Source organism: Agromyces sp. NPDC055520, from assembly GCF_053619715.1.
Map to the genome: position 1 here is coordinate 295677 of NZ_JBSHJY010000001.1, position 13995 is coordinate 309671.

The 13995-nt window shown below is 68.9% G+C and carries 11 protein-coding genes; 8 read left to right on the top strand and 3 right to left on the bottom strand.

Annotated features, from left to right (window positions below; translation table 11 throughout):
* Positions 1 to 53 precede the first annotated feature (53 nt).
* The 4 genes from yajC (at position 54) to ACWGST_RS01390 (ending at position 5602) form a co-directional block, all read left to right on the top strand.
* Entirely contained in the window at positions 54 to 449 is a 396-nt protein-coding gene (yajC, locus tag ACWGST_RS01375) for a preprotein translocase subunit YajC (RefSeq protein WP_452044836.1), read from the top strand.
* A 63-nt stretch (positions 450 to 512) separates the two neighbouring features.
* The gene (secD, locus tag ACWGST_RS01380; RefSeq protein WP_452044837.1) at positions 513 to 2255 is read left to right on the top strand and encodes a protein translocase subunit SecD; all 1743 of its coding nucleotides are present in this window, start codon (positions 513 to 515) and stop codon (positions 2253 to 2255) included.
* Complete coding sequence (secF, locus tag ACWGST_RS01385; protein WP_452044838.1) at positions 2255 to 3274, top strand: protein translocase subunit SecF; 1020 nt, start codon at positions 2255 to 2257, stop codon at positions 3272 to 3274. The genes secD and secF overlap by 1 nt, the downstream gene beginning before the upstream one ends.
* Positions 3275 to 3349: 75 nt before the next feature.
* Complete coding sequence (locus ACWGST_RS01390) at positions 3350 to 5602, top strand: RelA/SpoT family protein (RefSeq protein ID WP_452044839.1); 2253 nt, start codon at positions 3350 to 3352, stop codon at positions 5600 to 5602.
* Here ACWGST_RS01390 and ACWGST_RS01395 read toward each other — a convergent pair.
* The 3 genes from ACWGST_RS01395 to ACWGST_RS01405 form a co-directional block, all read right to left on the bottom strand.
* Positions 5581 to 6252, bottom strand: a complete 672-nt coding sequence (locus ACWGST_RS01395) for a hypothetical protein (RefSeq protein ID WP_452044840.1) — start codon at positions 6250 to 6252, stop codon at positions 5581 to 5583. The genes ACWGST_RS01390 and ACWGST_RS01395 overlap by 22 nt on opposite strands.
* 109 nt (positions 6253 to 6361) lie before the next feature.
* Entirely contained in the window at positions 6362 to 7594 is a 1233-nt protein-coding gene (locus ACWGST_RS01400; protein ID WP_452044841.1) for a DUF349 domain-containing protein, read from the bottom strand.
* Between the two features lie 104 nt (positions 7595 to 7698).
* Entirely contained in the window at positions 7699 to 8481 is a 783-nt protein-coding gene (locus tag ACWGST_RS01405) for a peptidylprolyl isomerase (RefSeq protein WP_452044842.1), read from the bottom strand.
* Positions 8482 to 8647: 166 nt separating this feature from the next.
* Here ACWGST_RS01405 and ACWGST_RS01410 point away from each other — a divergent pair, with 166 nt between their 5' ends.
* From ACWGST_RS01410 to alaS, 4 genes are all read left to right on the top strand, one after another.
* Positions 8648 to 10090: a replication-associated recombination protein A gene (locus ACWGST_RS01410; RefSeq protein ID WP_452044843.1), complete on the top strand. Its 1443-nt coding sequence runs from the start codon at positions 8648 to 8650 to the stop codon at positions 10088 to 10090.
* Between the two features lie 192 nt (positions 10091 to 10282).
* Positions 10283 to 10906: a 30S ribosomal protein S4 gene (rpsD, locus tag ACWGST_RS01415; RefSeq protein WP_452044844.1), complete on the top strand. Its 624-nt coding sequence runs from the start codon at positions 10283 to 10285 to the stop codon at positions 10904 to 10906.
* A gap of 146 nt (positions 10907 to 11052) precedes the next feature.
* On the top strand, positions 11053 to 11256 hold the full coding sequence (locus ACWGST_RS01420) for a hypothetical protein (RefSeq protein WP_452044845.1): 204 nt from the start codon (positions 11053 to 11055) through the stop codon (positions 11254 to 11256).
* Between the two features lie 76 nt (positions 11257 to 11332).
* The gene (gene alaS, locus ACWGST_RS01425) at positions 11333 to 13990 is read left to right on the top strand and encodes an alanine--tRNA ligase (protein WP_452044846.1); all 2658 of its coding nucleotides are present in this window, start codon (positions 11333 to 11335) and stop codon (positions 13988 to 13990) included.
* Positions 13991 to 13995: the final 5 nt, after the last annotated feature.

Genomic DNA, 13995 nt, shown 5'->3' on the forward strand with positions numbered 1-13995 from the left:
TCAGCCCCGACACTTCGTGCGCGCGTCGCACTCCGGAAGGTACTTCACCCCTCATGACGTTCGATCCGTTCACCATCATCATGCTCGCCGTCCTGGCGGTGCTCATCTTCTTCATGTTCCGCAACTCCCGTAAGCGGAAGGCGGAGGCCGAGCAGCTTCAGTCGAAAGTGCAGCCGGGCGCCAAGGTGATGACCAACTTCGGCGTCTTCGGCACGATTCTCTCGATCGATGAAGAAGAGAACCAGGTGCTGCTCGAGACCTCGCCCGGCACCATCCTCACCGTGCACCGTCAGACGATCGCGCGCGTGGTCGAGCCCAATGCCGGGCCCGCCGAAGACGCTGCGCCGGTCGACGGCGAGCCCGAGTTCGGTGAGCGTCTCGACACCGCGCCCGACGCGACCGGCGATGCCGCCGACGAGAAGCCCGACACCAAGAAGTCGGACGACTAAGACTCACACCGACGCTGGGCCCGCGCGCTGACGCGCGGGCTCTCTGCAGAGAAAGCGGAACACGTGGCTGCACCATCGAAGCGGTCATCCCGGCCGACCTCCGTGCGCAAGGCATGGAGATCACTCACCTGGCTGGGTGTCATCATCGCGCTGTTGTTCGGCATCAACGCCGCCGGCGTCATCTGGGGCGGAGGGTCGTGGTCCCCGAAGCTCGGCCTCGACCTCGAGGGCGGCACGCAGATCATCCTCGCGCCGAAGGTCGAGACCGGCGCCAACGTCTCGCAAGAGCAGCTCGACCAGGCCGTGTCGATCATCCGCCAGCGTGTCGACGCCTCGGGCGTCGCCGAAGCCGAGATCAACACCGAGGGCGAGAACGTCGTCGTCCGCATCCCCGGTGAGCTCGACGACGAGACCCGGGCGCGCATCGAGCAGTCGGCCAAGCTCGAGCTCCGCGCCGTGCTGCTCGCCGATGCCGCCACCAACACCGCGATCGACCCGAGTGCGAGCGCCGCGCCGACCGAGGAGCCGGCCGAAGAGCTCGAGTCGACGCCGACCGCCGTGCCGACCGACGGCAGCGACCCGTCGTGGATCACTCCGGCGCTGCAAAAGCAGTTCGACGACTTCGACTGCTCGAAGATCGACGAGGCCGGCACGAACGTCGCGCCCGCCGACGAGCCGCTCGTCACGTGCGACCGCACCCGCACCGCGAAGTACCTGCTCGGCCCGGTCGAGGCGAGCGGCGAGAACATCGTCGACGCCACCAACGGCATGGTGCAGACCCAGACCGGAGCGTCGACCGGCCAGTGGGCCGTCAACATCGTGTTCGACGGCGAGGGCACCAAAGACTTCGCCGCGGTCAGCACCCGTCTGTACGGGCTGCAGGGTCAGACGCCCCGCGACCAGTTCGCCTTCGTGCTCGACGGCGAGGTGCTCACCGCACCGTCGATGAACGGCGCGATCACCGACGGCCGCCCGCAGATCACCGGCAGCTTCGACCAGGCCTCCTCGAAGGCGCTCGCCGACCAACTGAAGTTCGGCGCACTGCCGATCAGCTTCACGGTGCAGTCGTCCGAGACGATCTCGCCGACGCTCGGCAGCTCGCAGCTGCAGTCGGGCCTCATCGCGGGCCTCATCGGTCTGATCCTCGTGGTCATCTACACGCTCTTCCAGTACCGGGCGCTCGGCTCGGTCACGATCGCGTCGCTCGTGATCGTCGGTCTGATCACCTACCTGATGATCACGATCCTGTCGTGGCGCGAGGGCTATCGCCTCTCGCTCGCGGGCATCGCGGGCCTCATCGTGTCGATCGGTTTCACCGCCGACTCGTTCATCATCTACTTCGAACGTGTTCGAGACGAACTCCGCGACGGCAGACCGCTCGTCGGCGCCGTCGAGACCGGATGGAAGCGCGCGTTCCGCACGGTGCTCGCGTCGAAGGCCACCAACCTGCTCGCGGCGGTCGTGCTGTTCATCCTCGCCGTCGGCAGCGTCAAGGGCTTCGCCTACACGCTCGGTCTCACGACCATCATCGACGTCGTCGTGGTGATCCTGTTCACGCACCCGATGCTGCAGCTGCTCGCGCAGACCCGCTTCTTCTCGAGCGGCAACCCGTGGTCGGGGCTCGACCCCGACGCGCTCGGCGCCGTCTACCGCGGCCGTGCCGAGTTCCGCAAGCCGGTCGGGCAGCCGGCCAAGAAGACCGCGGGCGCCGCCAGAGAAGCGCAGCGCCGCCAGACCATCGCCGAACGGAAGGCCGCCGCATCGGTGGGCGCCTCCGATTCGTCCGACGAAGGGAAGGAGTCCTGATGGCGAACCGTCTCACGACCTTCGGTAACGACCTCTACACCGGCAAGCGCTCCTTCAACTTCGTCGGAGGGCGCAAGAAGTGGTACACGATCGCCGGCATCCTGCTGCTGCTGTCGGTCATCGTGCCGCTGCTCACGGGTGTCAACTTCAGCATCGAGTTCCGCGGCGGGTCGCAGTTCCAGATCGCACAGGTCGACAACGCCACCACTGAGCCCGCGGTCGAAGCCGTGCAGTCGGTCGTACCCGATGCCGAAGTTCACGTCACGATCGTCGGCGGCACCGGCGTGCGCGTGCAGACCGACCAGCTCACCCAGGCCGACTCGCACGAGGTCACCGGCGCACTCGCCGAGGCGTACGACGTGCCCGAGTCCGAGGTGACCTCTTCGTTCATCGGCCCCAGTTGGGGTGCAGATGTCACGAGGCAGGCGCTCGTCGGTCTCGTCGCGTTCCTCCTGCTCGCCGGCATCATCATGGCCCTCTACTTCCGCACCTGGAAGATGTCCCTCGCGGCGATCCTCGCCCTCATCGGCGACCTCGTCGTCACGACGGGCGTCTACGCCGCGGTCGGGTTCGAGATCAGCCCGGCGGCGACGATCGGTATCCTCACGATCCTCGCGTACTCGCTGTACGACACCGTCGTGGTGTTCGACAAGATCCGCGAGAACACCGCCGAAGACGGCCAGGAGTCCCGGCGCACCTTCGCCGAATCGGTCAACCTCGCGGTGAACCAGACCCTCGTGCGCTCGATCAACACGAGCGTCGTGGCCGCGCTGCCCGTCGCGGCGATCCTCTTCATCGGTGCGGGCGTGCTCGGCGCCGACACGCTGCGCGACATCTCGCTCGCACTGCTGATCGGCATCCTCGTCGGCACGTGGTCGACGGTGTTCGTCGCCGCGCCGCTGTACTCGCAGCTGCGCGAGGGCGAGCCCGACATCCGCCGTCACGACCAGAAGGTGCTGAAGGAGCGTGAGCGCGCGGCATCCGTTTCGACGGGCGCGGAGGCGTTGCCCTCCGCATGATGTTCGCGCGCGGCGTGGGCCGTGTGGCGCGTCGAAGCCTCCGGAGCGGCGATAATTGAGTTCCGGAGGTGATCGATGACCGAAACGGGTGCGAACTCGACGGCATCGCTGCGCCGTCTGGTTCCGCGCATCTTCTCGAAGGCGCAGCCGTCGGGCGCGGTCGACACGCTCATGCGAACGGTGCGGATGCACCACCCGAAGGCCGACCTGACGCTCATCGAACGCGCGTACACGGTTGCTGAGCGCGCCCACGAGGGACAGAAGCGCAAGAGCGGCGAGCCGTACATCACCCACCCGATCGCCGTCGCGCAGATCCTCGCCGACCTCGGCATCGGGTCGAAGACGGTCGCGGCGGCGCTGCTGCACGACACCGTCGAAGACACCGCATACACGCTCGATCAGGTGCGCGCAGATTTCGGCGATGAGATCGCGATGCTCGTCGACGGCGTCACGAAGCTCGACAAGGTCAAGTACGGCGACTCGACGCAGGCCGAGACCGTTCGCAAGATGATCGTCGCGATGTCGAAGGACATCCGGGTGCTGATCATCAAACTCGCCGACCGCTTGCACAATGCGCGCACGTGGGGCTTCGTGCCCGCGGCATCCGCTTCTCGCAAGGCGACCGAGACGCTCGAGATCTATGCGCCGCTCGCGCATCGCCTCGGCATCCAGACCATCAAGTGGGAGCTCGAGGACCTCTCGTTCGCCGTGCTCTACCCGAAGCTCTACGCCGAGATCGAGAGCCTCGTCAAGCAGCGCACGCCGCAGCGCGAAGAGTTCGTGCAGAACGTCATCGACCTCATCACCGACGACCTGAAGGCCGCGAAGATCCGCGGCAAGGTGGTGGGCCGCCCCAAGCAGTACTACTCGATCTATCAGAAGATGATCGTGCGCGGCCGCGACTTCGATGAGATCTACGACCTCGTCGGCATTCGGGTGCTCGTGAACTCGGTGCGCGACTGCTACGCGGTGCTCGGCGCGATCCATGCCCGGTGGACCCCGCTGCCCGGCCGCTTCAAGGACTACATCGCGACGCCGAAGTTCAACCTGTATCAGTCGCTGCACACGACCGTCATCGGGCCGAAGGGCCGCGCCGTCGAGATCCAGATCCGCACGCACGACATGCACCAGCGCGCCGAGTACGGTGTCGCCGCGCACTGGAAGTACAAGGAACGCATGGCGGGCGGACGCACCGCCGACAAGTCCGGTCAGAACGAGACCGACATGGCGTGGCTCGCCCACATCTCCGACTGGCAGGCCGAGACCGCCGACCCGGGGGAGTTCCTCGATTCGCTGCGGTTCGAGATCGGTGCCAAAGAGGTCTACGTCTTCACGCCGAAGGGTCGGGTGATCGGCCTGCCGGCGGGCGCGACTCCCGTCGACTTCGCGTATGCCGTGCACACCGAGGTCGGCCACCGCACGATGGGTGCGAAGGTGAACGGCCGACTCGTCCCCCTCGAGAGCGAACTCTCGAGCGGCGACGTCGTCGAGGTGTTCACATCGAAGAACCCCGACTCGGGGCCGAGCAAAGACTGGCTCGGTTTCGTCAAGAGCCCGCGTGCGCGCAACAAGATCCGGCAGTGGTTCACGAAAGAGCGGCGTGACGAGGCGATCGAACAGGGCCGCGACTCGATCGCCCGGGCGATGCGCAAGCAGAACCTGCCACTGCAGAAGCTCATGAGCCAGGAGTCGTTCGCCGAGGTCGCAGCACAGTTGCGCTACGACGACGTCTCCTCGTTGTACGCCGCGGTCGGCGAGGGCCATGTCTCCACCCAGTCGGTGCTCGAGAAGGTCGTCGCGCTCGTTCGCGATGTCGATGAGGGCGACGAACCCGAGCTTCCGATCCCGGTGCGGTCGCGGCCGCTTCCGAGGCATTCCGATTCGGGTGTGCTCGTGCGCGGAGCGCCCGACATCCTCGTCAAGCTGGCCCGCTGCTGCACCCCCGTGCCCGGCGACGAGATCGTCGGCTTCGTGACGCGTGGCGCGGGCGTCTCGGTGCATCAGGCGAGCTGCCACAACGTGCAGAGCCTCATGCAAGAGCCCGAGCGCATGATCGACGTCGAGTGGGCGCCGAGTTCGAAGAGCGTGTTCCTCGTGCAGATCCAGATCGAGGCGCTCGACCGGGCGGGGCTGCTCTCCGACGTCACGAGGGTGCTCTCCGAGCACCACGTCAACATCCTCTCGGCCAACGTCTCGACGTCGACCGACCGGCTCGCGCTCAGCCGCTTCGTCTTCGAGATGGGGGATACGACGCACCTCGATCGTGTGCTCAACGCCGTGCGCCGCATCGACGCCGTGTACGACGTCTACCGCGTCAGCGACGGCTGAGGTGCGGGCCCGCACCACGGCTGCCGGCCTGAACCTCGCTCGTCGGCAGCGAGGGCTCGCTCGACGCGGCTGAGACGATCGAGCGCCAAGGCGCGATGCGGCAGGCGCACCGCATCGGCGAATCGCACGCGCAGCTCGGCGGCGAGGCCCGGATGCATGGAGCAGAGCGCGGTCACGATGCGCTGCAGCCCGGCGTCGCGATCGGCTTCGCGATCGGCGGAGTCGCGATCGGCGCCATGCGGTGCTCCGTGCGCGGGCGGCTCCCGCAGCAGGTCGAATCCCGTGCGCCCGACCGAGGTGCAGCGGGCGCCGGGATACTCGACGATGTCGGCGTCATCGATCACCACTTCGCGCACGACGAGCTGCGGGGCCGAGAACGCCGCCACGCGTGCGGCGCGGGAGACGCAGAACTGCGCGAGCGGCGGCGGCGCGGGGATCGCGCCGTGCACCCACGCCGCCGAGTGACGCTCGATGACGAGTAAGCGAGGTGCCCGCATCGCGAGGGCCGTCGCTCGCAACGACGGCAGGTCGGGTTCGTCGACCGGGGCCCACGCCTCGTCGATCGACATGAGCTCACCGTCGATGCGAGCGGCGCAGAGCTCGGCGAGGGAGAGGTCTGCGGTGCCGAGCACACTCGGAAGTCGGGCCATGAGGCCATGCTGCGGCATCCGACCGGCTCGTGACGCGCGCGGCCATGATCTGTGGACAACTTCGATGCGCGTGGTCCTCTGGAGGACCACGCGCATCGCAGGTCTCAGGTCAGCCGCCGACGGCCTTCAGCCAGGCGCGGCGTGCGTCGAGTGCTTCGCGAGCGGATGCCGCGGCCTTCGCATCGCCTGAAGCCTCGGCCGCGACGAGCTCGGCTTCGAGCTTGTCGATCGCGTCGTGCAGCTGCCCGAGCATGCCCTCGGAGCGGGCCTTCTTCTCGGGGTCTTCGCGCTGCCAGCGCTCCTCCTCGAGCGACTTCACGTGGTTCTCGATCTTGCGCAGGCGGTCTTCGACGACGCGCACCTGATCGCGGGGCACCTTGCCGATCTCGTCCCATTTGCGCTGGATCTTGTTGAGCTCGGCGCGCGCCTGCTTCGGGTTCTGCTCGCTGAGCAGCGGTTCGGCCTCGGTGAGCAGCGCGAGCTTCTCGTCGAGGTTCGCGCGGTAGCCCTCGTCTTCTTGCGCGTCGATCTCGGCCTTCGCGCTGAAGAGCACGTCGCCCGCGGCCTTGAACTTCGCCCACAGCGAGTCGTCGAGCTTCTTGCCGGCACGGCCGGCGAGCTTCCACTCGTCGAGCAGGTTGCGGTAGTCGCCGACGGCGTCGGCCCCGCGCGGTGCGAGCGCCTCGGCCCGCTCGATGAGCGCCTGCTTGCGCGAGCGCACGTCGCGGTGCGCGGCGTCGAGTTCGGCGAAGAACGCCTTGCGGTGCGTCTCGATGGTCGAGCGTGCCGCACGGAACCGCTTCCACAGCTCGTTCGCCTCACTCTTGGGCAGGCGGGGCCCGTCTTGCTGGTGGCGCTGCCAGCGCGCGAAGAGCTCGTCGAGCTCGGCGGTCGCCTGCTTCCACTGCGTCTTGGCAGGGTCGCCTGCGGCGAGCTTCTCTGCCGCTTCGACGATCGCAGTGCGCTCGACGACGGCCTCGGCGACGGCGGCCTTCGTCTCGGCCTGCTGCTGCTCGGTCAGCTCTTTCGTCGTGCCCGACAGCGCTTCGACACGAGCGGCCAACGACTCGAGGTCGCCGACGGCGTTCGCGTTCGCGACGGAGGACTGCAGGGTGGCGACGGCCTTCGCGACATCGGCTGCCGGGGCGCCGCGGCGCACGCGCTGCTCGAGCAGGCCGACCTGGCCTGCGAGGTCGGCGTACTTGCGCTCGAAGTAGGCGAGGGCCTCTTCAGCAGAGCCGTCGGGGTACTGCCCGACCTCTCGCTCGCCGTCGCTCGTGCGTACGAAGACGGTGCCCGTCTCGTCGACGCGGCCCCACGGTTGCTGCTCTGATTCGGTCACGGCCTCACCCTGTCGTATGTCGGATGCCACCCGAAGGCGACGTTGACGGCATCAAGCCTATTGCACCGCGAACCGGCGGTGCGGGCGCCCACTCGCGCCGGTACTCACTCGACGGTGAATGCCGTGATCGTGGTCGGCACGGCCGGTGCGCCATCGCCCGCGCCGTCGCTCGTGCCGGCATCGATGACCCCGGCGCGCAGCGCGTCGAGACCGCTCGTCACCTTTCCGATCACGGTGTAGCCGCCGGTGTCGCCGGGCAGGGTCGTGTCTTCGTAGACGATGAAGAACTGGCTGCCCTGGCTGTACTGCGATGCGGCACGGGCCATCGCGATCGTGCCGGCGGGGTAGACGCCGTCGGCGGGGGCGTTCTCGACCGGGCCGTAGGTGTAGCCCGGGCCGCCGGTGCCGTCGCCGCTCGGGTCGCCGCACTGCAGCACCCAGATGCCCTCGGTCGTGAGGCGGTGGCAGCTCGTGCCCGTGTAGAAGCCCTGCTGGATCAGACTGATCTCGCTCGAGACGGCCTGCGGTGCGGCGGCGCCGTCGAGCTCGACGCCGAGGGGGATGTCATTGAGCGTGAGGGTGCCGGTCCACGTGCGGTCTTCGGCGATGTCGGCCGACGGCACGTCACCCTGGTTCTCGCCCTCGGCCGGGGTGGGGCTCGGCGTCGCGGCCGGAGTCTCGGTGGCAACGGGTTCTGCGCCCGGGCCTCCGCTGAAGTAGAAGATCTGCGCGCCCGTCGCGAGGGCGAGCACGACGACGAGGCCGAGCACGGCGATGACGTTGTCGCGACTGCGCCGGCGCCGCTTGCGGGCGTGCACTTCTTGGCGGGCCTGGTAGGTGCGCAGGCGTGCTCGTTCTTCACGCGCCTGTCGGTCGTTCGATGCCACGCATGCTCCTTCTCGGGACTCCTGCGTGCCGACTCTACGCAAGCGCGGGGTCGCAGACCAATCGCCGCACCGATTCGCGGCACCGATCGGCGGCGGCGATCCGCGTCGGCGACGCGGGGTCCGGCAGGCGGCGGTGGTGTCGGATGTCGCGGCTACGCTGGTGCGCATGGTGGATTCCGGCCCGGGGCTGCGTTCAGGCGCGACCCCGCTCGCGGTGCGCATGCGCCCGACGAGCCTCGACGAGGTGGCCGGTCAGCGGCACCTGTTGACGCCGGGTTCGCCGCTCGTCGCACTCGCGGGCGACCGCACCGGCGAGTCCGGCTCGGTCTCCGTCATCCTCTGGGGCCCGCCCGGCACCGGCAAGACGACGCTCGCCCAGGCCATCGCCCGTTCCTCGGGTCGCAAGTTCGTCGAGCTCTCCGCCGTGACCGCCGGTGTGCGCGACGTGCGCCAGGTCATGGACGAGGCGCGCGCGAGCCGCGACCTCTACGGGCTCTCGACCGTGCTCTTCCTCGACGAGATCCACCGCTTCACGAAGGCGCAGCAAGACGCGTTGCTGCCCGGCGTCGAGAACGGCTGGGTGATCCTCGTCGCCGCGACGACCGAGAACCCCTCGTTCTCGGTGATCTCGCCGCTGCTGTCGCGCTCGCTCCTGCTCACCCTCGAACTCCTCACCGACGACGACCTCGGCGTGCTCGTCGACCGGGCGGTCGCCGATCCGCGCGGTCTCGCGGGCCGGGTGTCGCTCGACCCTGCGGCGCGGGCGGCGATCATCCGGCTCGCCTCCGGCGACGCGCGGCGTGCGCTGACGGCGCTCGAGGCGGCGGCGGTGGCCGCCGCGCAATCGGTGCCGGCCGCAGAGGCGCCCGCACCGAGCGACGACGGCGACGAGACGGTGTCCGACGACGAGACGGCACCTGACGACGAAGCAGAACCAGCCGGTGAAGCGGATGCCGCGGCATCCGCTCTGCCGATGATCACGACCGACATCGTGGCGCGGGCCGTCGATCGCGCGCTGCTGCGCTACGACCGCAACGGCGACGAGCACTACGACGTGATCAGCGCGTTCATCAAGTCGGTGCGCGGCAGCGACGTCGACGCCTCGCTGCACTACCTCGCGCGCATGATCGAGGCCGGCGAAGACCCGCGGTTCATCGCGCGGCGCATCATCGTGCTCGCGTCGGAAGACATCGGCCTCGCCGACCCGAGCGCCCTCGGGGTGGCGGTCGCGGCGGCCGACGCCGTGGCGTTCATCGGCATGCCCGAGGGGCGCATCCCGCTCGCGCAGGCGGTCGTGCACCTCGCGACCGCGCCGAAGTCGAACGCGGCGTACGTCGGCATCGACCGTGCCATCGCCGACGTGCGCGGCGGCAAGGCCGGCCGGGTGCCCAAGCACTTGCGCGACGCGCACTACCCGGGCGCGAAACGACTCGGCCACGGCAAGGGCTACAAGTATCCGCACGACGACGACATCGGCGTGGTCGCGCAAGAGTACCTGCCCGACTCGCTGCGCGGGGCCGTCTACTACGAGCCGACCGAGCACGGCAACGAGCGCGAGGTCTCGGCCCGGCTCGCCAAGTTGCGCCGGATCGTGCGGGGCGAGCGCTGAACGCGAGGCACGGGCGTCGCGTGATAACATGTCCCTTGGCCTGAAGCCTGATTCTCGAGCGCGGCTGCGAGAGAATCACCGGCGAACGGGTGCGATCTGTAGCCGATCCACCCTTGGCGAATCCCTCTGACACAGATTCCCGGCGCACGATCGCGCCGCGATTTCACTTGAGATTCTTCCGAAAGGACATTCGTGTCGAACCAGTCACGCAGCAAGACCCGCCTCTCCCGTGCGCTCGGCGTCGCCCTCACCCCGAAGGCCGCCCGCTACATGGAGAAGCGCCCGTACGCTCCCGGTGAGCACGGCCGCACCAAGCGCAAGCAGGACAGCGACTACGCCGTTCGTCTGCGCGAGAAGCAGCGCCTGCGCGCCCAGTACGGTATCCGCGAGAAGCAGCTGCGCATCGCCTTCAACGAGGCTCGCCGCACCGAGGGCCTGACCGGTGAGAACCTGGTCGAGCTGCTCGAGATGCGTCTCGACGCCATCGTGCTGCGTGCCGGCTTCGCCCGCACCATCTCGCAGGCTCGCCAGTTCGTCGTGCACCGCCACATCCTCGTCGACGGCCAGCTCGTCGACCGCCCCTCGTTCCGTGTGAAGCCGGGCCAGCTCGTGCACGTCAAGGCACGCAGCGAGGGCACCGAGCCGTTCCAGGTCGCCGCTGCCGGCGGTCACGTCGACGTGCTGCCCAAGCTCCCCGCGTACCTCGAGGTCGAGCTCGACAAGCTCCAGGTGAAGCTCGCCCGTCGCCCGAAGCGCGCCGAGGTCCCCGTGACCTGTGACGTGCAGCTGGTCGTCGAGTACTACGCCGCTCGCTGACGCACAGCAGCTGAGACAGGGGTCGCGGGGTTTCCCGCGGCCCCTGTCGCGTACCCGGCGAGTGCCTCGGTGCGGCCACTAGACTGGATCCCGGCGTGCCGAGCGCACCGCAAGGCGACACATCGATCAGGGAGCAGGAGCACCTCGTGAAGAGCATTCTGTGGTTCACCGTCGGCGTCGCGGCCGGATTCGCGGTCGCCCACCAGGTCAACCAGACCAAGCAGGGTCGAGACTTCTTCTCTGCGGTGGATGCGAAGGCCCGCGCCTTCGGTCACGCGATCGCCGAGGGCTACCACGCCCGTGACGCCGAATTGCGCGCCGAGCAGGGCGAGACGCCCGCGTCGCTCTGACGACCAACGCGCCGATACTCCGACGCCCCATACGTTGTTTGGCCCGGATGCCCCGGGCACGACCGAGAACGGAACCATGCAGACTGCCGACATCCGCCAGCGTTGGCTGGACTTCTTCGCCGAGCGCGGACACACCGTCGTGCCCTCGGCGTCACTCGTCTCCGACGACCCCACGCTGCTGTTCACGGTCGCCGGCATGGTGCCGTTCGTGCCGTACCTGACGGGTCTCGTGCCCGCGCCGTACCCGCGCGCGACGAGCGTGCAGAAGTGCATCCGCACGAACGACATCGAAGAGGTCGGCAAGACCCCGCGGCACGGCACCTTCTTCCAGATGAGCGGCAACTTCTCGTTCGGCGACTACTTCAAGGAGGGCGCCATCTCGATGGCGTGGGAGCTGCTGACGACGCCCGAGGCCGACGGCGGGTACGGGTTCGACCCGAACGACCTGTGGGTGACGGTCTACGAAGAGGACGACGAGGCGCGCGAGATCTGGAAGCGCGTCGCGGGGATCCCAGACGAGCGGATCCAAGGCTTGGGCAAGGGCCCGAACTACTGGCACACCGGCCAGCCGGGCCCGGCCGGCCCGTGCTCCGAGATCTTCTTCGATCGCGGCCCCGAGTACGGCATCGACGGCGGCCCCGCCACCGACGACGACCGGTACGTCGAGATCTGGAACCTCGTGTTCATGCAGTACCTCATCGATGACGTGACGTCGAAGACCGACTTCCGCATCGTGCGAGAGCTGCCGAAGAAGAACATCGACACCGGCATGGGGCTCGAGCGCGTCGCCTTCATCAAGCAGGGCGTCGACAACATGTACGAGATCGACCAGGTGCGCCCGGTGCTCGACCGCGCAGCCGAGCTCTCGGGGCGCCGCTACGGCGCCGACCACGACGACGACGTGCGCATGCGCGTCATCGCCGACCACGTGCGCTCGGCGCTCATGCTCATGAGCGACGGGGTGAGCCCGTCGAACGAGGGGCGCGGCTACATCCTGCGCAGGCTCCTGCGCCGCAGCATCCGCGCCATGCGCCTGCTCGGCGTCGAGGGTCCGACGTTCCGCGAGCTCTTCGCCGCGTCGCGCGACGCGATGAAGGCCGCCTACCCCGAGGTCGCCCACGACTACGCGCACATCGAGCAGCTCGCGCTCGGCGAGGAGGAGACCTTCCTCCGCACGCTCACCGCGGGCACGTCGATCCTCGACCTCGCCGTCTCGAAGACGAAGCAGTCCGGCCGTGAGCAGCTCGCCGGCGACACCGCGTTCCTCCTGCACGACACCTACGGCTTCCCGATCGAGCTCACGCTCGAGATGGCCGACGAGGCGGGTCTCGCCGTCGACCGGGCCGCGTTCGACACGCTCATGACCGAGCAGCGCTCGCGCGCGAAGGCCGATGCGAAGTCGAAGAAGAAGGTGCTCGCCGATCTCTCGGTGTACGCGGAGTTCCGCGCGAAGGGCGAGACGATCTTCACGGGCTATACCGAGCTGTCGACGGCGTCGACCGTGCTCGGCCTGCTCGTCGACGGTCGCCCCGTGCCGTTCGCGACCGCGGGTCAGACCGCCGAGGTGATCCTCGCCGAGACGTCGCTCTACGCCGAGTCGGGCGGTCAGGCGCCCGATCAGGGTCGCATCGTCGGCGACGGCTTCGAGCTCGAGGTGCTCGACGTGCAGAAGCCCATCAAGGGCCTCATCAGCCACACCGTGAAGGTGACCTCGGGCGAGGTCGGCGTCGGCGCGCCGGCGACGACGCTCGTCGACGAGCAGTACCGTCGTGGCGCGACGCAGGCGCATTCCGGCACGCACCTCGTGCACGCGGCGCTGCGCCAAGTGCTCGGCCCCAACGCCCACCAGTCGGGCTCGTTCAACAAGGCGGGCTATCTGCGTCTCGACTACGGCTGGAACTCGGCCCTCTCGACAGAGACCCGCAGCGAGATCGAAGAGATCTCGAACGCCGCGATCCGAGACAACCTCGAGGTCGTCACGCGTGAGATGCCGCTCGACGAGGCGAAGTCGCTCGGCGCCATGGCCCTCTTCGGCGAGAAGTACGGCGACGTCGTGCGCGTCGTCGACATCGGCGGCCCCTGGTCGCGCGAGCTCTGCGCGGGCACGCATGTGTCGACGAGTGCCGAGGTCGGCATGATCAACATCGTGGGGGAGTCCTCGGTCGGCGCGTCCAACCGGCGCGTCGAGTCGCTCGTCGGTCTCGACGCCTTCCGTCGTTTCGCGTCGGAGCGGGCGCTCGTCTCCGAGCTGACGTCGACGTTGAAGACCCGGCCCGAGCAGCTCGTCGACCGTATCGGCGAGCTCGTCACGAGCCTGAAGGCCGCCGAGAAGCGCATCCAGCAGTTCGAGGCTCGAGCGCTCAACGACCGCGTGCCTGCGCTTGCGGCCAAGGCCGTGCGCACGGGAGACGTGCTGCTCGTCGCTGAATCGGTCGGTTCTCTCGGCGCCGGCGACGAGTTGCGCGCGCTCGCGCTCTCGGTGCGATCGCAGCTCGGCGACGCGGCATCCGTCGTCGCTCTGGCGGCCGAGGTCGGCGGCAAGCCGGTCGCGATCGTCGCCACCTCATCGGCGGCCCGCGACGCGGGCGCGAACGCGGGTGCCCTCGCCAAGACGATGGCCGGCGTGCTCGGCGGCGGCGGCGGCGGCAAGCCCGACCTCGCGCAGGGCGGCGGCAGCGACCTCGCGGCGATCCCGGCGGCGCTCGACGCGGTGCGCTCGGCGCTCCGCGGGTAGTCGCC